Here is a 23,112-nt window from a genome sequence, read left to right on the forward strand (position 1 = left end):
CGCAGGACGACCGCCGCCCGGTGCGGGGCGGCGTCCGGTTGCCCGCGCGGGGGCGGGAGATCGGCGAGGATGACGGCGTGAACGTGCTGGGCCGCATCGAGGCGGGCATCGACCGCAGGATCAGCGCCGCGCGCCGCCGGTGGGGCGTCGCGGACCACCTGTGGCGGGCCGGCGTGCTCTACACCGACGTGCTGGGCGGGCGGCTGGCCGCCGCGATCGCCTACTACGGCTTCTTCGCGGTCTTCGCGCTGGCGCTGGTCGGATACTCGATCTTCGGGGCCATCCTGGAGGACAACGACGAGGTCAGCGACGCCGCCGCCGACTTCCTCCGGGAGAACCTGCCGTTCCTCGACCCTGTGCAGATCGCCGACAGCAGCGGCACGGTCGGGGTGGTCGGCCTGATCATCCTGGCGTTCACCGGGATCGGCTGGGTGGAGGCGATCCGCTCCTCCCAGCGGCTCATGTACGGGCTCAACCAGCAACCGGGCAACCTGGTGGTCCGCCGCCTGGTCGACCTGGGCGTGCTGGTGGTCATCTTCGTGCTGCTCGGCGTCTCGGTGGCGGCGGTGGACACCCTGGAGTCGCTGCTGCGCTTCCTGCTGCGCAGCACCGGCTCGGCCGGCCTGACCGCGGTCAGCGCGGTGCTCAGCGTGCTGGTCAACGCGGTGCTGGCCACCCTGCTGCTGGTGGCGGTGCCGAGGCTGCGGATGACCCGGTCCCGGCTGCGCCCCGTGGTGCTGCTGGTGGCGGTCGGCATCACGCTGCTGAACACGGTCGGGCGCTTCTACGTGGTACGCACCGAGCGGAACCCGGCGTACACGGTCGTGGCGGGCGCCGTGGGCCTGCTGCTCTACCTCTACCTGCTCAACCAGCTGGTGCTCTTCGGCGCGGCGCTGGCCGCGACCAGCCCGCGCGGTCGCGTGGTGGATCTGGCGGCGAGCCCGGCACCGGCCGAAACGGACGCGGAGACGGATCCCGGCACCCCGGGCGGGGCCGGATGAGCGGGGGAGCGGGCGTGCGGATCTCGGTCGACCAGGCCTCGGCGGTGCCGCCGTACGAGCAGGTGCGCGGGCAGCTCGCGGAGCTGATCGGGACGGGCCGGCTGGCGGTGGGCACCCGGCTGCCCACCGTCCGGGCGTTCGCGGCCGACCTCGGGCTGGCGGTCAACACCGTGGCGCGGGCCTACCGGGAGCTGGAGGCGGCCGGTCTGCTGGAGACCCGAGGACGGCACGGCACCTTCGTCGCGCCCGGGCGCGACGACGCGACGGACCGGTTGCAGCGGGTCGCGGCCGACTACGCCGCCGAGGCCGCCCGGTTGGGCGTGCCGCCCGCGGCGGCGCTGGCCCTGGTCCGCGCGGCGTTGGACGCGGCCCGACCGGGCTGACGCGCGGCGGAGTCCCGACAGCCACGACGGCGGTGAAATAGGGGCGAATGCCTCCCGGTCCGGGGGCGTGACGGACCATGATGGGCGCGTGGGCGCACTCGTGACACTGGACCTGCCGGACGACTCGCCGATGCTCGGCCTGCCGTGGATCATCACCTTCGGCCCGCTCGGCGACGCCGACGAGTGGGAGCCGGTGGTCTGCGGCCCCTACGAGCGGCCGCACGCCCTCGCGCTGGCCGAGGCGATCGTCGCCGAGGAGCAGCTGATGGCGGTGGTCGAGCCGCTGCTGCCCGCGGTCTCGGCCGAGGAGATCCGGGGCGAGATCGCCGCGGCGCAGGTCGCCGCCGAGGACGAGGCGGCGCAGCTCGACCAGGCCGACCTCTACGGCGACTTCGAGGACACCATCGACGAGGAACTGGAGGCGGCGGCCGAGGAGGCCGACCGGGCGGAGCCGCTGGCCCCGCCCACCGAGGCCGAGCTGCGGGCCGGCTTCGGGCGCATCGCCGCGAAGCTCACCGGCGGCGCCTGAGCCGATCCGGGCGGGCGCATCCAGACGGACGCCGGCGCCGCCGGAGCGGACTCCGATGACGCCGGCGCCACCTCACCCCCCACCACAAGGGGTCGATGGCCCAGTCGCCCGTCGGCGCGGGGCACGACGGACGACCAGGTCGATGACGGGTTACCCGCTCAGCGCCGTTCGAACCAGGCCGCCGCGTCGATTCCGAGCAGATGGCCGGAGCCCTGCCCGGTGAGCGGCTCGCTGGCGGCGATCGGCACGCCGTACCCGTCGATCAGGGCCGGCGCACCGCTGATGTTGACCACGCAGGTCAGCACGGTGTCGCCGGCGGCGCGGCTGAAGGCGAGCACGCCCGGCCCGGCCTCCAACCAGGTGACTCCGCCCGCGTCGGCGGCCAGCGCCGGGTGTTCCCGGCGGATCCGCAGCGCGGCGCGGTAGAGCTCCAGCGTCGAGCCGGGCACGCCGGCCTGGGCGGCGACCGAGAGGCCGCGCCAGGTCGCCGGGGCCGGCAGCCAGCTCAGCTCGCTGCCCTGCGGCCCGAAGCCGTACGGGGCCAGCTCGCCGCTCCACGGGATCGGCACCCGGCAGCCGTCCCGGCTCTCGCCGGTGCGCAGGAACGCCGGGTCCTGGCGCAGCTCGTCCGGCAGGTCGAGCACCTCCGGCAGGCCCAGCTCCTCGCCCTGGTAGATGTAGGCGCAGCCGGGCAGGGCGAGCATCAGCAGGGTGGCGGCCCGCGCCCGGCGCAGCCCCTCGGCGCCGTCGCCGTAGCGGGTGACGTGCCGCTGCTTGTCGTGGTTGGACAGCACCCAGGTGGTGGGCGCGCCGACGATCGTCGACTCGGCGAGCGCGGTGTCGATGACCTTGCGGAACGAGTCGGCCGACCAGGTCGCGTCGAGGAAGTCGAAGCTGAACGCCTGGTGCAGCTCGTCCGGGCCGATGTAGCGGGCGAGGCGCTGCGGGGTCTCGGCCCACGCCTCGGCGACCGCCATCCGGCCGCCCGGGTAGCTGTCCAGGATCGGCCGCCAGGCGCGGTAGATCTCGTGCACCTCGTCCTGGTCGAAGTAGGGGAGCCGGCCCTTGCCGAGCAGCTCCGCCTGGCGCTGACCGGTGGTCATCGAGCTGAACCCGACGTCCGGCAGCCCCTCGGCCTTGATCATGCCGTGCGCCACGTCGATCCGGAAGCCGTCCACGCCGCGGTCGAGCCAGAAGCGCAGGACGCCCTCGAACTCGGCGCGCACCTCGGGGTGGCGCCAGTTCAGGTCCGGCTGGGCCGGGTCGAACAGGTGCAGGTACCACTGGCCGTCGTCGGTGCGCGTCCAGGCGGGGCCGCCGAAGATGCTCTCCCAGTCGTTCGGGGGCAGTTCGCCGTTCTCGCCCGTGCCCTCGGCGAAGAGGTAGCGCGCGCGCTCGGCGGAGCCCGGCCCGGCGGCCAGCGCCGCCTGGAACCACGGGTGCGCGCTGGAGGTGTGGTTGGGCACCAGGTCGACGATGATCCGCAGGCCGAGGGCGTGCGCGTCGGTGATCATGTTGTCGAAGTCGGTGAGGGTGCCGAACATCGGATCGACGTCGCGGTAGTCGGCGACGTCGTACCCGCCGTCGACCATCGGGGAGGTGTAGAAGGGGGTCAGCCAGAGGGCGTCCACCCCGAGGTCGTGCAGGTACGGCAGGCGCTCACGGATGCCCTGGAGGTCGCCGACGCCGTCGCCGTTGGAGTCGGCGAAGCTGCGTACGTACACCTGGTAGACGACCGCGGAGCGCCACCAGTCGTCGTCGGAGGTCAGCGGCGTGGGGTTGCTGACGGTCATCGGTGGCGTTCCCCGTTCTGTGGCGCGGGACGGCGGCACCCGGCGTGGCGCGGGTGCGGGTGCGGTGTCTGAGCAGAATGCCGCCCGTGACTGCAAGAGTCAAGCATTCCTTGCGCAAGAAATGGCGTGGGTCACGGCGCGCGGCGATACTCGACCGCCCGGCCCCTTGCGGGAGCGGGCGGTCAGGCCGGGGCGGCGAGTGCGGGCGGTCAGGCCGGGACGGCGAGCGCGGGCGGGGCCGGGCGCTGCCGCGTCGGGCCGCCAGGGGCCGGCCGCGCGGCGTCGGTGGGCGCGACCGCGGTGGAGCCGCGCACCACCAGTTCCGGGCGGAACACGTACTCGGAGTTCGGGGCGGCGTGCCCGTTGATCTCGTCGACCAGGGCCCGGACGGCGGCGACGGCCATCGCGGCCACCGGCTGCCGCATGGTGGTCAGCGGCGGGTCGGTGAAGGCCATCAGCGGGGAGTCGTCGTAGCCGACCACCGACAGCTCGCCGGGCACCGACATGCCGCGCTGCCGGGCGGCCCGGATCGCGCCGAGCGCCATCAGGTCGGAGCCGCAGACGATGCCGGTGACGCCGCGCTCCAGCAGCCGGGCGGCGGCGGCCTCGCCACCCTCCACACCGAACAGGGAGAGCTCGGCCAACTCGTCGAGGCCGGCCTCGTCGACGCCGACCAGGCGGCTCATCGCGGCCCGGAAGCCGGCGACCCGGCGCTGCACCGGCACGAACCGGTCCGGGCCGGTGATCAGGCCGATGCGGCGGTGCCCGAGCGCCACCAGGTGGGCCACGGCCAGCTCGGTGGCCTCGCCGTCGTCGCAGGAGACGAAGGGCGCGGGGATGCCGGGCGCGTACCCGTTGATCATCACGACGGGCAGCGGGCGGGCGATCAGGGCCCGGTAGCGGTCGTGGTTGGCGGCGGTGTCGGCGTGCAGGCCGGAGACGAAGACTATTCCGGAGACCTGCCGGTCCAGCAGCATCTCGACGTACTCGTCCTCGGTGACCCCGCCGGCCGTCTGGGTGCACAGCACGGGGGTGAAGCCGCTCTGCGCCAGGGTCGACTCGATCACCTGGGCGAAGGCGGGGAAGATCGGGTTGTCGAGTTCGGGGACCACCAGACCCACGAGGCCGGCGCTGCGCTTGCGTAGCCGGGCCGGGCGCTCGTAACCGAGCACATCGAGGGCGGTGAGTACGGCTTGCCGGGTCTCGGGGGCCACTCCCGGGCGGTCGTTGAGCACCCGCGACACCGTGGCCTCGCTGACTTCGGCCTGTAGGGCGATGTCGGACAGTCGAGCGCGCATGGGCGCACTTTAGCTCACGGGCAAGTTCTTGCGTACACTTCTGCAAGCCCTTCCATTCTCTGAAACCTCTTGCTAACGTCCCCGCAACACGCGAGAGCAGCGGCGCAGCACGCCGAGCGCCGGTTGGCAAGAAACTTACAGAGCTTCCACTGGCGGGTCCGCCCTTCCCCCGGCGTGCCGCCATGACGACAGGAGTACCGATGCGCATCCGTACCGCGGGTGTGGTCGCCGTCCTCGGCCTGGCGCTCGCCGCCTCCGGCTGTGGTGGCGACAGCAACGACGAGCCGGCCGCGAACGAGTCCAGCAAGGCCGCCACCGGCGGCAAGCTGGTGATCTGGGCCGACGACAAGCGCGCTGCCGCCCTCAAGCCGTTCGGCGAGAAGTTCGGCAAGGAGAACGGCGTCACGGTCGAGGTCCAGGCCGTCTCCAAGGACCTCCAGACCAACTTCGTCACCGCCTCCCAGCAGGGCAGCGGCCCGGACGTCGTGGTCGGCGCGCACGACTGGATCGGCAACCTGGTGCAGAACGGCGCCATCGACCCGGTCCAGCTCGCCGCCGAGCAGAAGAGCGCCTTCAACGAGACCGCCGTCAAGGCCGTCACGTTCAACGGCCAGCTCTACGGCGTGCCCTACGCCATGGAGAACCTGGCGCTGATCCGCAACACCGAGCTGGCTCCCGAGGCGCCGAAGACCATCGAGGAGCTGGTCGCCACCGGCAAGAAGCTCAAGGCCGAGAAGAAGGCCAGCGAGATCCTCTGCCTCCAGTCCGGCCAGAACGGCGACGCGTACCACATCTACCCGCTCTACACCTCGGCCGGCGGCTACCTCTTCGGCACCGCCGCCAACGGCGACTACGACCCGAAGGACCTGGGCGTGGGCAAGCCGGAGTCGATCGCGGCGTTCCAGAAGATCGCCAAGCTGGGTGAGAAGGGCGAGGGTGCGCTGAAGCGCTCCATCACCGGCGAGAACTCCATCGCCACCTTCACCGGCAAGAAGTGCGCCTTCCTGGTCTCCGGCCCGTGGGCCATCGCCGACGCCAAGAAGGCCAACATCAAGTACGACATCTCCCCGGTCCCCGGCTTCGCCGGCGGCAAGGAGGCCCAGCCGTTCGTGGGCGTCCAGTCCTTCTACGTCGCGGCCAAGGGGCAGAACAAGGCCCTGGCGCAGGAGTTCGTCGCGAACCACGTGACCACCCCGGACCTCGCCATGGCGCTCTACAACGCCGAGCCGCGTCCCCCGGCGCTGACCGCCGCGCTCGACCAGGTCAAGGGCAGCGACCCGGACCTGGCCAAGTTCCAGGAGGCCGGCAAGAACGGCCAGGTGCTCCCGGCGATCCCGGCCATGGCCGCGATCTGGGACCCGTTCGGCAAGGCGGAGGCCGCCATCATCGGCGGCGCCGACCCGGCCAAGACGATCACCGCCGCCGGTAAGACGATCGCCGGCCAGATCAAGTAATGAGCACGCCGTCGTCCGGCCCGGGGACTGCCACGCAGCCCCCGGGCCGGGGGCCCGTACGGTCCGGGTCCCCGCGCACGTCCCGTACCGCGCGGAACCACGCGCCGATCACCCTGACCGGCATGCTGGTCAAGGTGGTCCTGCTCGGCCTCGTGGCCGGGATCGCGGTCTGGGCGGCCTTCCCGCTCATCGAGGCCGAACTCTGGGTCGGGTTGGCGATCCTGCTGGCGACCACCGCCGGCCTCTTCTACCTCTACCTGACCCCCCGGCACATCCCCGTCAAGTACCTGCTCCCGGGCACGCTCTTCCTGGTGGCGTTCCAGATCATTCCGGTGCTCTACACCGCGAGCACCGCCTTCACGAACTTCGGCGACGGCCACCGGGGCAGCAAGGACGACGCCATCGTCGCCATCCAGAGCGGCTCGGTGACGCAGGTCCCCGGCTCGGTCCAGTACCCGCTGACCGTCGCCACGAAGGGCGACCCGGCCACCGGCACGCTGGTCTTCCTGGTCACCGACCCGCAGACGAACACCGTCTCCGTCGGCGACACCGAGGGCCTGCGCCCGCTCGACGCCGGCAGCGTCACCGTCGCGCCGGGCGGCAAGGTCACCGCCGCCGACGGCTACCAGATCCTCAACTTCGGCGAGGCCAGCACGCGGAGCAAGGACATCACCGACCTGGTGGTGCCGACCTCCGGGGGCGCGCTGCGCTCGTCCGGCCTGTCGCGCGCCTACGAGGGCAAGGCGGTCCGGGCGTACGACGCGGGCTGCGACTGCATCCGCGACAGCGAGACCGGTAAGACCTGGACCGCCGACGGGAAGGTCGGCTCCTTCGTCGCCGCGGACGGCGAGACGCTGGCCCAGGGCTGGCAGGTCAACGTCGGGCTGCGCAACTTCGCCGACGTGCTCACCGACCCGGCCATCTCCGGCCCGTTCTTCAGCACGCTGATCTGGAACTTCGCCTTCGCGCTCGGTTCCACCGGCTTCACGTTCCTGCTCGGCATGGGCATCGCGCTGGCGCTGCACTCGCCCCGCATGCGGGGCACGAACTTCTACCGGGTGCTGCTGATCCTGCCCTACGCCATGCCGTCGTTCGCGATGCTGCTGGTCTGGCGGGACATGTTCAACACCGACTTCGGCCTGATCAACAACCTGTTCGGGCTCGGGGTGGACTGGTTCGGCGAGACCTGGTCGGCCCGGCTCGCGGTGCTGCTGGTGCAGCTCTGGCTCGGCTACCCGTACATGTTCCTGGTGACGACCGGCGCGTTGCAGGCCATCCCACGCGAGCTGACCGAGGCCACCTCGGTCGACGGGGCGTCGCCGTTCCAGTCGTTCCGCGCGGTGACCATGCCGCTGCTGCTGGTGGCGATCTCGCCGCTGCTGATCGCGTCCTTCGCGTACAACTTCAACAACTTCAACGCGATCCAGTTCGTCACCGAGGGCGGACCGTTCCCGGCGGACAACCCGACGGCCGGCGCCACCGACCTGCTGATCACCTACACCTACCGGCTGGCCTTCGGCGCCCAGGGCGCCGAGTACGGACTGGCCGCCGCTGTCTCGATCTTCATCTTCGCGATCGTGGCGACGGTGTCGGCGATCAGCTTCTCCCGGACCCGCAAGCAGGAGGAGGTGTACTCGTGAGCACCCGCACCGAAGCGCCCGTCGCCAACCGCAACGCGACCGGACGGCGGAACCGCTGGTTCGCCCAGGTGGGATGGCGGCACCTGGTCGGCATCCTGGCGGTGGCGTTCAGCCTCTTTCCGATCCTGTTCGTCGTCTCGGCAGCGCTCAACCCGCTCGGCACGCTCTCCTCCACGGAGCTGGTGCCGACCGGTGCCTCGCTGGAGAACTTCACCAACCTCTTCGAGCGGACCGCCTTCGGTCGCTGGTTCCTCAACTCGCTGCTCCTGGCGGGGGTGGCCAGCTTCGCGTCGATCTTCCTGTCGGCGCTGGCGGCGTACGCCTTCTCCCGGATGCGCTTCGCCGGCCGCCGCGTCGGGCTGCTCTCCCTGCTGCTGATCCAGATGTTCCCGCAGTTCCTGGCGATCGTGGCGATCTTCCTGATCTTCACGAAGGTCACCGAACTGTGGCCGGTGATCGGCTTCAACACCCCGTGGGGTCTCTTCCTGCTCTACATGGGTGCCGCCCTCGGCGCGAACACCTGGCTGATGAAGGGCTTCTTCGACACGCTGCCGAAGGAGCTGGACGAGTCCGCCACCATGGACGGCGCCTCGCACGCCCAGATCTTCTTCCGGATCATGCTGCCGCTGGTGGCGCCGATCCTGGCGGTGACCGGCCTGCTCGCCTTCATCGGTTCGATCAACGAGTTCGTGATCGCCAACGTGTTCCTCACGAACACCAACTCGAAGACCCTCGCGGTCGGCATGTTCGGGCTGGTGGCCGGCGAACGCAACAACAACTTCGGGATCTTCGCGGCGGGCACCCTGCTCACCGCCATCCCGACGGTGCTGGTGTTCCAACTCCTCCAGCGCTACATCGTCAACGGCCTCACGGCCGGGGCGGTCAAGGGATAAACCGGATAGGTGGTCGCTCCTCGCCGAGGTCGAGGCGAGGGGTGCCGCTCCGTCGCGACCAGCCGGGTCCACCGGCCGTTCCGCGACACGCAGAGCTGCGGCAAGGGCGTCGGCGTCCGACGTACACCGGAGCAGTCACGGATCGACCGCCGCGGTCGGGGAACCGGCCGCGGCGGGAGACCCATTTCTCTCCCCGTCCGTCCGACGCGAAAGGCACCACCATGTCCCTGTTGCCGCACCACGACGGCTCCGCCCTGTACGTCCCCGAGCAGGAGCCCGCCCTCGGCGACGTCGTCGACGTCTTCGTCCGGATGCCGGCCGGCGCCGACGTCCGGCAGGTGCACGTGCGCACCACCGGCGACGGCGAGCCCCGGTTCACCGAGGCGGTCGTCGACCGCACCGACGGCGCCGATGTCTGGTGGCGGGTGCCCGTCGAGGCCCGCAACCCGGTCAGCAACTACCGGTTCATGCTCACCGGCAGCCGCGGCAGCCGCTGGCTGAACGCCGCCGGCGTGGTGGGCCACGACGTGCCCGACAACGGCGACTTCAAGCTGGTCACGCACGCCCCGCCGCCCGCCTGGGCCCGCGACGCGGTGATCTACCAGATCTTCCCGGACCGGTTCGCCCGCTCCGCCGCCGCCGAGGTCCGCGAGCTGCCGGACTGGGCGATCCCCTGCGACTGGGACACCCCGGTGATCGGGCGCGGGCCCGAGACGCCCCGGCAGTTCTACGGCGGCGACCTGGACGGCGTCGCCGAGCGGCTGGACCACCTGGACCGCCTCGGGGTGAACACCGTCTACCTGACCCCGGTCTTCCCGGCCCGCTCCAACCACCGCTACGACGCCGCCAGCTTCGACACCGTCGACCCGCTGCTCGGCGGGGACGCCGCCCTGGCCCGCCTCGCCGACGCCGTACGCGCCCGGGGCTGGCGGCTGCTCGGCGACATCACCAGCAACCACACCGGCGACACGCACGAGTGGTTCACCAGGGCCGCCTCCGACGTGTCCGCGCCCGAGCGGGGGCTGTACTACTTCGACGAGGTGACCGGGGACTACGAGTCCTGGAACGGGGTCAAGTCGCTGCCGAAGCTGAACTGGGGCAGCGCCGAGCTGCGCCGGCGCTTCGCCACCGCCGACGACTCGCTGCTGCGCCGCTGGCTGCGCCCGCCGTACGGGCTGGACGGCTGGCGGGTGGACGTGGCGAACATGACCGGGCGGCGGGGCGCCGACGCGTACACGCACGAGGTGGCGGCACTGCTGCGCGAGGTGGTCGCCCGGACCCGGGCCGACGCCCTGCTGATGGCCGAGCACGGCCACGACCACACCGGCGATCTCGACCGCGACGGCTGGCACGGCACGATGAACTACGTCGGCTTCACCGACCCGGTCTGGTCCTGGCTGCGGCACGGCGGCCAGCCCGTACCGAACTTCCTCGGCACGCCGGGCGGGGTGGTGCGCCGGGACGCGGACGCGGTGCTCGCCACCATGGACGCCTACCGCTCGCTGGTCTCCTGGCGGTCGTACACCCACTCGTGGCAGCTGCTCGGGTCGCACGACTCCGCCCGGATCCGCACCGTGGTCGGCGACGCCGCGCGGCAGGAGGTGGCCGCCGGCCTGCTCGCCACCATGCCCGGCACCCCGATGATCTTCGCGGGCGACGAGCTGGGCCTGACGGGCAGCAACGGCGAGGGCTCGCGTACGCCGATGCCGTGGCACCGGCCGGAGAGCTGGGACGCCGCGACGTTCGCCGCGTACCGCGCCCTGGTCGCGCTGCGCCGCGCGGAGCCCGCGCTGCGCCACGGCGGCCTGCGCTGGCTGCGCGCCGACGCGGACACCCTGGTCTTCCTGCGCGAGGCCCCGACCGGCACGGTGCTGGTGCTGGCCCGCCGCGCCGCCGGCGAGCCGCTGCGCCTGACCGGGCTGGGTCCGGCCGAGAACGTGTACGGCGGCGCCCCCGCCCTGCGCCCCGACGCCGACGGCGCGGTCACCCTCCCGGCGGACGGCCCCACCTTCCAGGCATGGCGGCTGCCCTGACCCCCTACCGCCCCGCTACTACAATCCGTCGTTGATGGGGGAGGATGGTGGGCGTGGAAGCTCTGAGACTGATACTTCGCTACGTCCATTTGATCGGTTTCGCCCTGCTGCTCGGCGGCGCGATCGTCCAGTACATCAGCGGGAAGCTGCGGATCAACCCGGCCATGCTCTGGGGGTCCGTGATCATGCTGGCGACCGGGATCGGCCTCTCGGCGCCGCTGCGTGACGGCGACGAGCCGGCCCCCGCGAAACTTGTTACCAAGTTGGTGCTCGCCATACTGATCTTTGTCATGGTCTTCTTTTCCCGGAAGCGCGACGTGGTCAACCGTGGGCACTTCCTGGCAATCGTCGGGTTGACCCTGGTCAACGCGGCGGTGGCCGTCTTCTGGCGGTAACGTCACCGGCAGGGGACGACGCGCAGAACCGGACGTTCCGCGACGCCCCGCCGCGCACTCACCAGCACTGAGAGTGATCTGCCCCACCTAAGGGTTACGTAGGGGTAACAGGCGCTCAACAGTCGTGCACGATTGTCGGCCGGTGGGTGGGCGCGGGCGTACGCTCCCGTCCGTAACGTGGGACGCCGGCGGCGCAGCGCAGGCCGGCTCAAAGGGCTGCCACCGTGCAGGACGCGGTGTGCAATGGGAAGGAGACGTCTTGCGCTCTGTGCGTGGGATGCGGATTGCCTCCGTCTTCGCGATGGGTGGGCTCGTGCTGAGTGCCGCCGCGTGTGGCGAGGCTCCCGAAGAGAACAACAACGCCGGCAGTGGCGACAAGAAGTACAGCGCCTGCATGGTGACCGACGTCGGCGGCATCGACGACAAGTCGTTCAACACCTCCGCCTGGAAGGGTCTGGAGGAGGCGAAGAAGGCCAACGACAAGATCGACATCAAGTACGTCGCGTCGAAGGCCGAGGCGGACTACGAGGTCAACCTAACCCAGTACGTCAACCAGAAGTGCGACTTCATCCTGGCCGTCGGCGGCCTGATGGGTGACGCCACCTCCAAGATCGCCAAGGCGAACCCGAACCAGCAGTTCGGCATCGTCGACGCGAAGGTCCCGGAGACCAACGTCTTCCCGATGCAGTTCGACACCGCCCAGGCCGGCTTCCTCGCCGGTTACCTGGCCGCCGGCATGACCAAGAGCGGCACGGTGGGCACCTACGGCGGCCTGCCGATCCCGCCGGTCACCATCTTCATGGACGGCTACGCGGACGGCGTCGCGCACTACAACAAGACCAAGAGCAAGAGCGTGAAGGTCGTCGGCTGGGACAAGGCCACCCAGAAGGGCTCCTTCACCAACGACTTCGTCAAGCAGGACGAGGGCAAGAAGGTCAGCGACGCGCTGGTCGCCCAGGGCGCCGACATCGTCATGCCGGTCGCCGGCGGCGCGGGCCTCGGCACCACCGGCGCCGCGAAGGCGTCGGGCGGCAAGTACAACACCATCTGGGTGGACGTCGACGGCTGCGAGAGCACCCAGGACTGCGCGGCGATCATCACCACCGTCGAGAAGAACATCCCGGACGCCGTCAAGGAGGCCGTCGTCAAGGCCGCCGGCGGCGAGAAGCTGTCGGCCACCCCGGGCTACCTCGGCAACCTGTCCAACAACGGCGTCGGGCTCGCCCCGTACCACGAGTTCGACAGCAAGGTCCCGGCCGAGCTGAAGGCCGAGATCGACAAGCTGAAGGCGGACATCGCCGCCGGCACCGTCACCGTCACCTCCGCGGCCCAGCCGAAGTGAGGCTCCGCCGGCAGCCCGTGGTGAGACGATCACCCCGGTAGGCCGGCGGGCGGTACAGCACGACGATCCGGCCGCCCCGGCGTCGTGGGGGAATCCACCCCACGGCGCCGGGGCGGCCGATCCGCTCCAACCCGACGACGGCCCCGCGCCGCGAGCGGTCCACCGGCAGCTACGCTGCACCATCGCTTCGCACTCCAGGAGGTTGCGCTGAGACTCGAACTGCGCGGCATCACCAAGCGGTTCGGTGATCTGGTCGCCAACGATCACATCGACCTGACGGTGGAGCCTGGAGAGATCCACGCCCTGCTCGGCGAGAACGGCGCCGGCAAGTCGACCCTGATGAACGTGCTCTACGGGCTCTACCAGCCCGACGAGGGCGAGATCCTGGTCGACGGCGCGCCGCTGAAGCTGCGGGGGCCGTCCGACGCGATCGGTGCCGGGATCGGCATGGTGCACCAGCACTTCATGCTGGTGCCCGTCTTCACCGTCACCGAGAACATCATGCTCGGCGCCGAGCAGGTCCGGGGCGGCATCGCCGGCTTCCTGGACCGGCGGCGGGCCCGGCGCGAGGTCGCCGAGGTCTCCGAGCGGTACAACCTGCGGGTCGACCCGGACGCGGTGATCGAGGACCTGCCGGTCGGCATCCAGCAGCGGGTGGAGATCGTCAAGGCGCTCACCCGCGACGTCGACCTGCTCATCCTCGACGAGCCGACGGCCGTGCTCACGCCGCAGGAGACCGAGGAACTGCTCACCGTGATGCGGTCGCTCAAGGCCGCCGGCAAGTCGATCGTCTTCATCACCCACAAGCTGGGCGAGGTCAAGGCCATCGCCGACCGGATCACCGTGATCCGGCGGGGGAAGACCGTCGGCACGGCCTCCCCCGAGGCGAGCCGGGACGAGCTGGCCGCGCTGATGGTCGGCCGCAGCGTCCGGCTCACCGTGGACAAGGAGACCGCCACCCCCGGCAAGCCGGTCCTGGAGGTCTCCGGCCTGGTCGTCGACGACGACCGGCAGATCCGGGCGGTCGACGGGGTCGACCTGACCGTACGCGCGGGCGAGGTGCTCGGGATCGCGGGCGTGCAGGGCAACGGCCAGACCGAGCTGATCGAGGCGATCATGGGGCTGCGCCCGACGCTCGCCGGCACGGTCACCCTCGACGGGCAGCGGGTCAACGGCTGGTCGACCAAGAAGGTGCTGCGCGCCGGCGTCGGCTACGTGCCGGAGGACCGCAGCGTCGACGGCGTCGTGAAGGAGTTCTCCGTCGCGGAGAACCTGGTGCTCGACATCTACGACCGGCCGCCCTTCGGCAGGGGCCTGGCGCTGAAGCCGGACGCCATCGCCAAGTCGGCGAAGGAGCGGATCGCGCAGTTCGACGTGCGCACCTCCTCGGCCGACGCCCCCGTCGGCACCCTCTCCGGCGGCAACCAGCAGAAGGTGATCGTGGCCCGGGAGCTGTCCCGGCCGCTGAAGCTCTTCATCGCCGCCCAGCCGACCCGCGGCGTCGACGTCGGGTCGATCGAGTTCATCCACAGCCAGGTCATCCGGGAACGGGACGTCGGCACCGCCGTCATGGTGGTCTCCAGCGAGCTCGACGAGGTGATCGGCCTGGCCGACCGGATCGCGGTCATGTACCGCGGCCGGATCATCGGCATCGTCGGCCCGGACACCCCCCGCGAGGAGATCGGCCTGCTGATGGCCGGCATCACCCCCGACGCGGCGCCCGCCGCCGCGACCGGCACGACCCCGGCCGACGGCGGCGCGGCGGCCCCCGCCGCCGAGGGCCCTGGTAGCAAGGACGAGGCATGACGAACCCGAACCCCGGGTCGGGCTCCCCGGGCAACCCGAACCCCCCGTCGGGCTCCCCGGACAAGGAGCCGGCGACCGAGGCGCAGGCCGCGCAGACCGCGCTCGGCAACACCGAGCGCGCCGGTACGGCCACCTCCCCGAAGGTCCCGGCCCCGGAGGCGAAGCCCTCGCTGGGCCGGCTGTTCCTGGACAACCTCTGGGCGGCGAACACCTTCACGGTGACCCTGCTGTCGCTGGTGCTGGCGATGGTCGTCGGCGCGATCCTGATGATCGTGTCCGACCCCGAGGTGCTCGCCACCTACAGCTACATCACGGCCCGCCCGGCCGACGCGCTCAACGCGAGCTGGACGCTGGTCAGCGAGGCGTACGGCAACCTGTTCAAGGGCGCGGTCTTCGACCCGGAGGCGGTCGGCTTCCAGGCGGTGATGAGCCCGATCTCGGAGACGCTCACCTACACCGCGCCGCTGGTCTTCACCGGCCTGTCGGTGGCGCTGGCCTTCCGGGGCGGCCTGTTCAACATCGGCGCCCAGGGCCAGGCCACCATGGGCGTGATCCTGGCCGCGCTGGCGGGCTTCCTGCTGCCGCTGCCGCCCGGCCTGCACCTGCTCGTCGCGGTGCTCGCCGGCGCGCTCGGCGGGGCGATCTGGGGCTTCATCCCGGGCATCCTCAAGGCGCGCACCGGCGCCCACGAGGTGATCAACACGATCATGCTCAACTACGTCGCCACGTACTTCCTGACCTGGATCATCGTGCAGAACGGCGTCCAGGACCCGAACCGTACGGACGCGATCAGCAAGCCGGTCGACGGCTCGGCCCAGCTGCCCCGGCTGCTCGGCGACGGGCTGCGGGTGCACGCCGGCATCATCCTGGCGGTGCTGGCCACCTGGGCGGTGTGGTGGCTGCTCAACCGCTCCACGCTCGGCTTCGAGCTGCGCGCCGTCGGCGCCAACCCCGACGCCGCCCGGACCGCCGGCATCAGCGTCACCCGGACGTACGTCCTGATCATGGTCTTCGCCGGGATCCTGGCCGGCCTCGGCGGCTCCAACATGGTGCTCGGCTCCACCGCCAGCGCGCTGACCCCGCTGGTGGTCGCCCAGATCGGCTTCGACGGCATCCTCGTGGCGCTGCTCGGCCGCGTGAAGCCGTGGGGCGTCGCGCTGGCCGCACTGCTCTTCGGCGCGCTCCAGGCCGGCGGCAACCGGATGCAGTCCTACTCGGGGATCTCGCTGGAGCTGGTCACCGTGCTCCAGGCGCTGATCGTCATCTTCATCGCCGCGCCGGCCCTGGTGAAGGCGATCTTCCAGCTCCGGGCCGCCCGTGCCGCCCGGTTGCAGACGAGCCTGGCGAAGGGCTGGTAACTCATGTCCACCATGGCTGTCGAAGACGTCGCGGTCGCCCCCGTCGACCAGGGATTCTGGACCCGTACCCGCAAGGTCGGCGCCGTGCTGCTCGCACTCGGCCTGCTGGCGACGGTGCTGTTCGGGGCGCTCGCCACCGGCGAGCAGGCCCGCTTCACCCTCAGCGAGGACGCCGCCGGCGCCGCGCTCGAGATCCACGGCACCCTCGGCGCGATCCTCTTCGGCCTCGTCGCGGTCGCCGCCGGCGTCGCGATGCTCGCCGGGCTGCCGAAGCGCTGGTTCACCCTCGTGCTCGGCGTCGGCCTGGTCGGCTTCGTGCTGTCGTTCCTCTGCTGGCAGGTCTCCGACGCGCCGGCCGGGCAGAACTTCATGCCGCTGGTCAACATCCTCCGGGGCACCTTCATCCTGGCCCTGCCGCTGGTCTTCGGCGCGCTCGCCGGCGTGCTCTGCGAGCGCTCCGGCGTGGTCAACGTGGCCATCGAGGGGCAGCTGCTGATGGGCGCCTTCAGCGGCGCGCTCTTCGGCAGCCTCTCCGGCAGCGTCTGGGTCGGCCTGGTCGCGGCGGCGATCGGCGGCGCGTTCATCTCGCTGCTGCTGGCCGTCTTCTCGATCCGCTACCTGGTCGACCAGGTCGTCATGGGCATCGTGCTCAACCTGCTGGCCGTCGGCGTCACCGGCTTCCTCTACGAGCGGCTGATGCAGACCAACGCGCAGAAGTACAACAGCGCCCCCCGGTTCGGCAACTGGGAGATCCCGCTGCTGTCGGACATCCCGCTGCTCGGCCCGGCCCTGTTCCGGGGCAACATCTTCCTCTACCTCGGCCTGCTGCTGGTGCTGGTCATCCACATCGCGCTGTTCCGCACCCGCTGGGGCCTGCGTACCCGCTCGGTCGGCGAGCACCCCACCGCCGCCGACACGCTGGGCGTCAAGGTGCTCGGGCTGCGCTACCGCAACGTGCTGCTCGCCGGGGTGGTCGCCGGCATCGGCGGCGCGTCCTACACGCTGGCGCTCTACTCGTTCACCAAGAACATGATCGGCGGTAAGGGCTTCATCGCCCTGGCCGCGCTCATCTTCGGCCGGTGGAGCCCCACGGGGGCGCTGCTCGCGGCGCTCTTCTTCGGCTTCGCCGACCAGCTCGCCACCTACCTGGGCGCCATCAACAGCGTGATCCCGAACCAGTTCCTGGCCATGCTGCCCTACCTGGCGACGATCCTGGCGGTGGCCGGGCTCGTCGGTCGGGTCCGGGCGCCGGCCGCCGACGGCAAGCCGTACATCAAGGGCTGACGGGGGAGTAACACATGGAGATCGACTGGGAGCGGCTGCGGGCCGCCGCCACCGAGGTGATGCGGCACGCGTACGTGCCGTACTCGAAGTTCCCGGTCGGGGCGGCCGCGCTGGTCGACGACGGCCGGGTGGTGGTCGGCTGCAACGTGGAGAACGCCGCCTACGGCGTGGTGCTCTGCGCCGAGTGCGGGGTGGTCTCCTCGCTGCACGCCACCGGCGGCGGCCGGATCGTGGCCCTGTCCTGCGTCGACGCCACCGGCGAGCCGCTGATGCCGTGCGGCCGGTGCCGCCAGCTGCTCTGGGAGCAGGGCGGCCCGGAGTGCCTCATCGAGGCGAGGGGCGGCCCGCTGCGGATGGCCGAGCTGCTGCCGCACGCCTTCGACGTGACCGACCTGGAGGCCGTGACGGGGGAGGCCCCGGTGCCCGTGGTGCCGGAGCGGCTGGCCGCCTGGCGCGGGCGCGGCACGGTCTTCGTGCACCCCGACCTCTCCGCCGGCCAGCAGGTCTGGACCGCCTACTGGGAGCGGTCCGCGGGCGACGACGACGGCGCCGAGACCGGCGTGCTGGAGGAGGGCCCGAGCTGGGACGAGCCGGCGGAGGCGATCACCTGGGGCCTCGCCCGTACGCCCCGGGTGGTGGTCGTGGACGCCTCGGGGGCGATCTTCTGGGCCGGCGAGGGTGAGCCGCCGATGGAGATCCCGGTTCGCTGGGGTTGAGCTTTGGGGCTCGGGCCGCGTGCCGGTATCTGCATACGACTAGGAAGATCTTTTCTGATGAGTGGTTTTGCGGCGGTTGATGTCATTCGGGTCAAGCGGGACGGGGGGGTGCTCTCCGACGCGCAGATCGACTGGGTGGTGGACGCGTACACCCGGGGGGTGGTCGCCGACGAGCAGATGTCGGCGCTGGCCATGGCGATCCTGCTGCGCGGCATGACCGGGCCGGAGATCGCCCGGTGGACCGCCGCGATGATCGCCAGCGGGGAGCGGCTCGACCTCTCCGCCGTCGACCGGCCGACCGTCGACAAGCACTCGACCGGCGGCGTCGGTGACAAGATCACCCTGCCGCTCACCCCGCTGGTCGCCGCGTGTGGCGCCGCCGTGCCGCAGCTCAGCGGCCGGGGCCTCGGGCACACCGGCGGCACGCTGGACAAGCTGGAGTCGATCCCGGGCTGGCGGGCGGCGCTGGGCAACGACGAGTTCACCGCCCAGCTCCGGGACGTCGGCGCGGTGATCTGCGCAGCCGGCGCGGGGCTCGCGCCCGCCGACCGCAAGCTGTACGCGCTGCGCGACGTGACCGGGACCGTCGAGGCCATCCCGCTGATCGCCAGCTCGATCATGAGCAAGAAGATCGCGGAGGGCACCGGCGCGCTGGTGCTCGACGTGAAGGTCGGCTCGGGCGCGTTCATGAAGTCCGTCGAGCAGGCCCGCGAGCTGGCCCGGACGATGGTCGAGCTGGGTGGCGCGCACGGCGTACGGACGGTCGCCCTGCTCACCGACATGTCCACCCCCTTGGGCCTGGCCATCGGCAACGCCGTCGAGGTGACCGAGTCCGTCGAGGTGCTCGCCGGGGGCGGTCCCGCCGACGTGGTCGAGCTGACCCTGGCGCTGGCCCGCGAGATGCTCGACGCGGCCGGGCTGCCGGACGTCGACCCGGCGGCGGCCCTGCGCGACGGCCGGGCGATGGACTCGTGGCGGGCGATGATCCGCGCCCAGGGCGGCGACCCGGACGCCCCGATGCCGACCGCGAACGAGGTCGAGGTGGTCCGCGCGGACACGGACGGCTTCGTCGCGGCGATCGACGCGTACGACATGGGGGTGGCGGCCTGGCGGCTCGGCGCCGGACGGGCCCGCAAGGAGGACCCGGTCAGCGTGCCGGCGGGGGTCGTGCTGCACCGGCGTCCGGGCGACCCGGTGCGGGCGGGCGACGTCCTCTTCGAACTGCGGGCGGAGGATGCCGCCCGGATCCCGGCGGCCCGGGACGACGCCGCGCGGGCGGTACGGATCGCGCCGACCGCGCCCGCCGCGACGCCGCTGGTCATCGAGCGGATCGGCTGAGCGCGGCGGTCCCCGGGGCGGCATGGTGCCGGCCCGCTCGGACCGCTATCCTCCCTGGCCAGGGGGGACAACCGGCGCCGAGTCGTCGCGAGCAGACAGGAATTTTCGCCGTGACCGTACCTGCCCCCGATCCACGGGAGGTGCGTGAGGCGAGCCTGGACGAGCTGTCCCGGCTGGGCCTCCCGCTGCCGCCCGCCCAGTTCCCGCTCGTGTGGGAGCCCGGCGACCAGATCGAGCTCCGTCCCACCGTGGAGATCGAGGCCCGCATCGCGGTGCTGCACCTGATCCTGGCCCGCTGCTTCGGGATGCCGCCGCAGTCGGCGATGAGCTGGCTGCTCGCCTCGCACCTGGTCGAGATGGTCACGCCGCCGGAGTTCCAGTTCGTGACCGGCGGCAAGGGCGACCACCGGTCGTTCGTGCTGCACCACGACGCGCTCTTCGCGCTGGCCTGGGTGCTCGGCCTGGCCAAGCAGCTCGACCCGACGCTGCCGGTCGACGAGCGGCTGGTGGAGCGGATGCCGCACATCCACGACGGGGAGACCTTCGGCCACTGGCGGGCCCGGATCCTCACCGCCCCGCAGCACCCCGCCGACGCGGCCGCCCTGCTGGACCTGCACTACTGCCTGGACTGGGCCTACCTGGAGACGGAACGGGCCGGCCGTACGCCGCCGGGGCTGGTGGACGCGAACGCCATCGGCCAGCGCCGGTGGGCCCTGGAGTGGGCGGTGATGCTGCGCGGGCCGTACCACGACGAGCCCCCGGGCTGGGAAGAGGTCGACCTCTCCACCTGACGCGGCCTGCGTGAGGTGTTAGGAAGGGCACCTTCCTATCGCCTGAGGTAGAGGAAGGGCCCCCTCCTTACACCTCGGTCGGGTGCCAGACCGTCAGGCGTACCGCGACCGTCACCCGGACCGGCTCGGCGAGGGCGGTGACCCGGGCGGCGAGCCCGGCCGGGTCGGTGTGCCAGGCGCTGGGGCCCATCCCGACCAGCGTCGCGACCTCCGGGCCGGTCAGCGCCAGCTCCCGCCGGTGCAGGGTGGCCGCCGCCGGGGTGAAGTGCCCGCCCAGGCTCTCGGCGACCCGGTCCGCCTTGGCCGGGTCCACCCGCAGCAGGCCGAGGGCGCCGACCAGTTCGGTCAGGTGGTCCTCGGCCGGCGTGACCACCAGCAGGGCGCCGGCCGGGTCGAGGACCCGGTGGAACTCCGCGCCGTTGCGCGGCGCGAAGACGTTCAGCAGCACGGCCGCGCCGGCGTCGGCCAGGGGGAGTCGCTGCCAGGTGTCGGCGAGCGCCGCCGCCGCGCGCGGGTGCGCCCGGGCGGCCCGGCGCAGCGCCGGCTTCGACACGTCCAGGGCGAGACCCGCCGCGTCCGGCAGCGCCGCCAGCACCGCCGCGAGGTGCCGGCCCGTCCCTGCCCCGGCGTCCACCACCAGGGGGTACGCCCCGTCGGCGCGGTCCACGGCCGCCGTCGCGGCGGCGGCGAGGGCGGTCGAGATCAGGTCGTAGTGGCCGGCGGCGAGGAAGTCGGCGCGGGCGGCCACCATCTCGGCGGTGTCCCCGGCGTGCGGGGCGCGGCCGGCGAGCAGGTTGACGTAGCCCTGGCGGGCCACGTCGAAGCTGTGCCGGCGCGGGCAGCGCAGCGCGTGGGCGCCGCCGGTGGCGACCTCGGTCAGCGGCTCGGCGCAGACCGGGCAGCGGAGCCGGTCCACGATGCGGGGGTCCACCGGCTCATTCTCCGGGTCGGGTGAGGTGGTCGACCACCCGGTGGGTGAGCGCGTCCAGCGCGGCGACCTCGTCGGGGGTCAGCAGGTCGATGAGGTGCCGACGGACGGCCGCCACGTGACCGGGGGCGGCGGCCTCGATGGCGCGCCGGCCCTCGGCGGTGAGTACCACGACGGCCCCGCGCCCGTCCGAGGCGCACTCCTCGCGGGCGACGAGGCCGCGCTGCTGCATGCGGGTGAGGTGGTGGGAGAGCCGGCTGCGCGACCAGAGCATCCGGTCGGCCAGCTCGCTGAGCCGCAGCCGCTGGTCGGGTGTCTCCGAGAGGTCGGAGAGCACGTCGTAGTCGGGCTCGGAGAGCCCGGCGTCACGCATCAGCTCGCGGGCCAGCTCCAGGTCGAGCAGGCGGCGCATCCGCCGGTAGCCCCGCCAGGCGCGCTGCTCGCGCTCGTCCAGCCAGCGTGGTTCTGCCATGCCGCTCATCCTAGCCATCTGGTTGACATGTCATCAACCCGCCTCCTAGGGTGAGTGACATGTCAACCAGATTGCCGGGCCGGCTGGCCCGCCTGCTGAGCGGCCTCGTGCTGTTCGGCGTCAGCGTGGCCCTGATGGTCCGCGCCGACCTGGGCCTCGCGTCCTGGGACGTGCTGCACCAGGGCCTCGCCGCGCGCACCGGGCTCCCTCTCGGGCAGGTGGTGAATCTGGTCGCCCTCGCCGTGCTGCTGCTCTGGATCCCGCTCCGGCAGCGCCCCGGCGTCGGCACCGTCGCGAACGCGGTGGTGGTCGGCGTCGCGGCCGACGTCGCGCTCGCCGTCCTGCCGCCCGTGGCCCCGGTCGCCGGTCGGGTCGGCCTGCTGGTCGTCGGCATCCTGCTCAACGGGCTCGCCACGGCCCTCTACCTCGGGGCCCGCCTCGGTCCCGGGCCGCGCGACGGCCTGATGACCGGGCTGGCCGCCCGCGGCCTGCCGATCGGGCGGGTACGCACGGCCATCGAGCTCGGCGTGCTCGCCCTCGGCTGGGCGCTCGGCGGCACCGTCGGCCCCGGGACCCTCCTCTTCGCCGTCAGCATCGGCCCGCTGGCGGGGCACCTCATCCCGAAGTTCACCGTGCCGGCCCCGGGCCGGCCCGTCACCACAGGAGCGACCTCGCCATGCCCCGCCTGACCGTCATCGTCGCCAGCACCCGGCCCGGCCGCGTGGGCCGCCGGATCGGCGACTGGTTCACCACCCTCGCCACCGCGTACGACGCCTTCGACGACGTACACCTCGTCGACCTCGCCGAGGTGGGCCTGCCCTTCCACGACGAGCCGCACCACCCCTCCGAGGGCCGCTACCTGCACCGGCACACCCGGGAGTGGAGCGCCACCGTCGCCGCCTCCGACGCCTTCGTCCTCGTCATGCCGGAGTACAACTACGGCTTCAGCGCGCCGTTGAAGAACGCGATCGACTACCTCTACACGGAGTGGCAGTACAAGCCCGTCGGCTTCGTCAGCTACGGCATGACCTCCGGCGGCCTGCGCGCGGTCCAGATGATCAAGCAGGTGGTGACCACCCTCAAGATGATGCCGGCCAACGAGGCGGTGACCGTGTTCCTGCGGCAGGCGCTCGACGACACGGGGGAACTCGTGCCGGACCCGGGGCGCGACGCCGCCGCCACGGTGCTGCTCGACGAGCTGGCCCGGCTCACCGCCGCCCTCGCCCCGCTGCGGGTGACGGCGTGAGCGCCCGGCTGTGGGAGCTGTTCGGCGAGCGCGGCCGGGGCGTGCTGGTGACCCTGCGCCGCGACGGGCGGCCCCAACTGTCCAACCTCGACTTCCTCGCCGAGCCCGGCCTGATCCGCTGCTCCACCACCGACGGCCGGGCCAAGGTGCGCAACCTGCGCCGCGACCCGCGGGCCAGCCTGCACGTCACCACCGCCGACGGCGGGGCCTACGCGGTCGCGGAGGGCGTGGTCACGCTCACCCCGCCCGCGGCGGCGCCCGGTGACGCCACCGTCGAGGAACTGGTCGAGGTCTACCGGCGCATCCGCGGCGAGCACCCCGACTGGGCGGACTACCGGGCGGCCATGGTCGCCGACGGCCGGCTGGTGCTCCGGCTCGCCGTCGAGCGGCTGTACGGCTGGCGCCCCTGACC

The 23,112-nt window shown here is 72.2% G+C and carries 22 protein-coding genes; 18 read left to right on the top strand and 4 right to left on the bottom strand.

Going from position 1 to position 23,112, the window contains the following annotated elements; genetic code table 11:
- Positions 1 to 77: 77 nt before the first annotated feature.
- From RM555_RS23185 to RM555_RS23195, 3 genes are all read left to right on the top strand, one after another.
- Positions 78 to 1,001: a YihY/virulence factor BrkB family protein gene (locus RM555_RS23185; RefSeq protein ID WP_311413715.1), complete on the top strand. Its 924-nt coding sequence runs from the start codon at positions 78 to 80 to the stop codon at positions 999 to 1,001.
- Positions 1,002 to 1,015: 14 nt separating this feature from the next.
- On the top strand, positions 1,016 to 1,384 hold the full coding sequence (locus tag RM555_RS23190; RefSeq protein WP_393170328.1) for a GntR family transcriptional regulator: 369 nt from the start codon (positions 1,016 to 1,018) through the stop codon (positions 1,382 to 1,384).
- 88 nt (positions 1,385 to 1,472) lie between these two features.
- Positions 1,473 to 1,913, top strand: coding sequence for a hypothetical protein (locus tag RM555_RS23195; RefSeq protein ID WP_311413717.1), 441 nt, complete (start codon positions 1,473 to 1,475; stop codon positions 1,911 to 1,913).
- 158 nt (positions 1,914 to 2,071) lie between these two features.
- On the opposite strand, the gene RM555_RS23200 is transcribed toward RM555_RS23195, so the two are convergent.
- Together RM555_RS23200 and RM555_RS23205 are read right to left on the bottom strand one after the other, a co-directional pair.
- The gene (locus RM555_RS23200) at positions 2,072 to 3,706 is read right to left on the bottom strand and encodes a glycoside hydrolase family 13 protein (protein ID WP_311413718.1); all 1,635 of its coding nucleotides are present in this window, start codon (positions 3,704 to 3,706) and stop codon (positions 2,072 to 2,074) included.
- A gap of 209 nt (positions 3,707 to 3,915) precedes the next feature.
- On the bottom strand, positions 3,916 to 5,004 hold the full coding sequence (locus tag RM555_RS23205) for a LacI family DNA-binding transcriptional regulator (protein ID WP_311413719.1): 1,089 nt from the start codon (positions 5,002 to 5,004) through the stop codon (positions 3,916 to 3,918).
- Positions 5,005 to 5,204: 200 nt separating this feature from the next.
- Here RM555_RS23205 and RM555_RS23210 point away from each other — a divergent pair, with 200 nt between their 5' ends.
- The 12 genes from RM555_RS23210 to RM555_RS23265 all read left to right on the top strand — a co-directional run bounded on the left by RM555_RS23210 (position 5,205) and on the right by RM555_RS23265 (position 20,054).
- Entirely contained in the window at positions 5,205 to 6,458 is a 1,254-nt protein-coding gene (locus RM555_RS23210) for a sugar ABC transporter substrate-binding protein (protein ID WP_311413720.1), read from the top strand.
- The gene (locus RM555_RS23215) at positions 6,458 to 8,098 is read left to right on the top strand and encodes an ABC transporter permease subunit (protein ID WP_311413721.1); all 1,641 of its coding nucleotides are present in this window, start codon (positions 6,458 to 6,460) and stop codon (positions 8,096 to 8,098) included. The genes RM555_RS23210 and RM555_RS23215 overlap by 1 nt, the downstream gene beginning before the upstream one ends.
- Entirely contained in the window at positions 8,095 to 8,991 is an 897-nt protein-coding gene (locus RM555_RS23220; RefSeq protein WP_151454464.1) for a sugar ABC transporter permease, read from the top strand. Before RM555_RS23215 ends, RM555_RS23220 begins: the two co-directional genes overlap by 4 nt.
- Before the next feature lie 221 nt (positions 8,992 to 9,212).
- A complete protein-coding gene (locus tag RM555_RS23225; protein WP_311413722.1) occupies positions 9,213 to 11,024 on the top strand; it encodes a glycoside hydrolase family 13 protein in 1,812 nt (603 codons plus the stop codon).
- 53 nt (positions 11,025 to 11,077) lie between these two features.
- On the top strand, positions 11,078 to 11,419 hold the full coding sequence (locus RM555_RS23230) for a hypothetical protein (protein WP_132231464.1): 342 nt from the start codon (positions 11,078 to 11,080) through the stop codon (positions 11,417 to 11,419).
- A gap of 277 nt (positions 11,420 to 11,696) precedes the next feature.
- The gene (locus tag RM555_RS23235; protein ID WP_311413752.1) at positions 11,697 to 12,761 is read left to right on the top strand and encodes a BMP family lipoprotein; all 1,065 of its coding nucleotides are present in this window, start codon (positions 11,697 to 11,699) and stop codon (positions 12,759 to 12,761) included.
- Between the two features lie 267 nt (positions 12,762 to 13,028).
- On the top strand, positions 13,029 to 14,567 hold the full coding sequence (locus tag RM555_RS23240; protein WP_311413753.1) for an ABC transporter ATP-binding protein: 1,539 nt from the start codon (positions 13,029 to 13,031) through the stop codon (positions 14,565 to 14,567).
- Positions 14,564 to 15,925: an ABC transporter permease gene (locus RM555_RS23245; RefSeq protein WP_311413723.1), complete on the top strand. Its 1,362-nt coding sequence runs from the start codon at positions 14,564 to 14,566 to the stop codon at positions 15,923 to 15,925. The genes RM555_RS23240 and RM555_RS23245 overlap by 4 nt, the downstream gene beginning before the upstream one ends.
- A 3-nt stretch (positions 15,926 to 15,928) precedes the next feature.
- Positions 15,929 to 17,209, top strand: coding sequence for an ABC transporter permease (locus RM555_RS23250; protein ID WP_311413724.1), 1,281 nt, complete (start codon positions 15,929 to 15,931; stop codon positions 17,207 to 17,209).
- 14 nt (positions 17,210 to 17,223) lie between these two features.
- Positions 17,224 to 17,925 carry a cytidine deaminase gene (locus tag RM555_RS23255; protein WP_311413725.1) on the top strand — a complete coding sequence of 234 codons (702 nt, stop codon included), beginning with the start codon at positions 17,224 to 17,226 and terminating at the stop codon, positions 17,923 to 17,925.
- A gap of 57 nt (positions 17,926 to 17,982) precedes the next feature.
- Positions 17,983 to 19,263: a thymidine phosphorylase gene (locus RM555_RS23260; RefSeq protein WP_311413726.1), complete on the top strand. Its 1,281-nt coding sequence runs from the start codon at positions 17,983 to 17,985 to the stop codon at positions 19,261 to 19,263.
- A 110-nt stretch (positions 19,264 to 19,373) separates the two neighbouring features.
- Positions 19,374 to 20,054, top strand: coding sequence for a DUF4272 domain-containing protein (locus tag RM555_RS23265; RefSeq protein ID WP_311413727.1), 681 nt, complete (start codon positions 19,374 to 19,376; stop codon positions 20,052 to 20,054).
- Positions 20,055 to 20,121: 67 nt separating this feature from the next.
- Here the strand turns inward: RM555_RS23265 and RM555_RS23270 are convergent, their stop codons facing one another.
- A complete protein-coding gene (locus RM555_RS23270) occupies positions 20,122 to 20,985 on the bottom strand; it encodes a putative RNA methyltransferase (protein WP_311413728.1) in 864 nt (287 codons plus the stop codon).
- Between the two features lie 4 nt (positions 20,986 to 20,989).
- On the bottom strand, positions 20,990 to 21,454 hold the full coding sequence (locus RM555_RS23275) for a MarR family winged helix-turn-helix transcriptional regulator (protein WP_311413729.1): 465 nt from the start codon (positions 21,452 to 21,454) through the stop codon (positions 20,990 to 20,992).
- 59 nt (positions 21,455 to 21,513) lie between these two features.
- On the opposite strand from RM555_RS23275, the gene yczE reads away from it, so the two are divergent.
- From yczE to RM555_RS23290, 3 genes are read left to right on the top strand one after another with little or no spacing between them, the layout of a single operon-like run.
- A complete protein-coding gene (gene yczE, locus RM555_RS23280; RefSeq protein WP_311413730.1) occupies positions 21,514 to 22,143 on the top strand; it encodes a membrane protein YczE in 630 nt (209 codons plus the stop codon).
- Positions 22,131 to 22,700: an NADPH-dependent FMN reductase gene (locus RM555_RS23285; protein WP_311413731.1), complete on the top strand. Its 570-nt coding sequence runs from the start codon at positions 22,131 to 22,133 to the stop codon at positions 22,698 to 22,700. Before yczE ends, RM555_RS23285 begins: the two co-directional genes overlap by 13 nt.
- A complete protein-coding gene (locus tag RM555_RS23290; protein WP_311413732.1) occupies positions 22,697 to 23,110 on the top strand; it encodes a PPOX class F420-dependent oxidoreductase in 414 nt (137 codons plus the stop codon). The genes RM555_RS23285 and RM555_RS23290 overlap by 4 nt, the downstream gene beginning before the upstream one ends.
- Positions 23,111 to 23,112: the final 2 nt, after the last annotated feature.

The sequence above is a fragment of the Micromonospora reichwaldensis genome, from assembly GCF_031845925.1.
GTDB classification, from domain to species: Bacteria; Actinomycetota; Actinomycetes; order Mycobacteriales; family Micromonosporaceae; genus Micromonospora; species Micromonospora reichwaldensis.

Bases quoted from the DNA above. Each gene is read 5' to 3' on its own strand.
- RM555_RS23205 (WP_311413719.1), bottom strand. From the start codon at position 5,004: ATGCGCGCTCGACTGTCCGACATCGCCCTACAGGCCGAAGTCAGCGAG.
- RM555_RS23210 (WP_311413720.1), top strand. From the start codon at position 5,205: ATGCGCATCCGTACCGCGGGTGTGGTCGCCGTCCTCGGCCTGGCGCTC.
- RM555_RS23235 (WP_311413752.1), top strand. From the start codon at position 11,697: ATGCGGATTGCCTCCGTCTTCGCGATGGGTGGGCTCGTGCTGAGTGCC.
- yczE (WP_311413730.1), top strand. From the start codon at position 21,514: ATGTCAACCAGATTGCCGGGCCGGCTGGCCCGCCTGCTGAGCGGCCTC.
- RM555_RS23275 (WP_311413729.1), bottom strand. From the start codon at position 21,454: ATGGCAGAACCACGCTGGCTGGACGAGCGCGAGCAGCGCGCCTGGCGG.
- RM555_RS23225 (WP_311413722.1), top strand. From the start codon at position 9,213: ATGTCCCTGTTGCCGCACCACGACGGCTCCGCCCTGTACGTCCCCGAG.
- RM555_RS23255 (WP_311413725.1), top strand. From the start codon at position 17,224: ATGGAGATCGACTGGGAGCGGCTGCGGGCCGCCGCCACCGAGGTGATG.
- RM555_RS23285 (WP_311413731.1), top strand. From the start codon at position 22,131: ATGCCCCGCCTGACCGTCATCGTCGCCAGCACCCGGCCCGGCCGCGTG.
- RM555_RS23200 (WP_311413718.1), bottom strand. From the start codon at position 3,706: ATGACCGTCAGCAACCCCACGCCGCTGACCTCCGACGACGACTGGTGG.
- RM555_RS23260 (WP_311413726.1), top strand. From the start codon at position 17,983: ATGAGTGGTTTTGCGGCGGTTGATGTCATTCGGGTCAAGCGGGACGGG.
- RM555_RS23215 (WP_311413721.1), top strand. From the start codon at position 6,458: ATGAGCACGCCGTCGTCCGGCCCGGGGACTGCCACGCAGCCCCCGGGC.
- RM555_RS23250 (WP_311413724.1), top strand. From the start codon at position 15,929: ATGTCCACCATGGCTGTCGAAGACGTCGCGGTCGCCCCCGTCGACCAG.
- RM555_RS23245 (WP_311413723.1), top strand. From the start codon at position 14,564: ATGACGAACCCGAACCCCGGGTCGGGCTCCCCGGGCAACCCGAACCCC.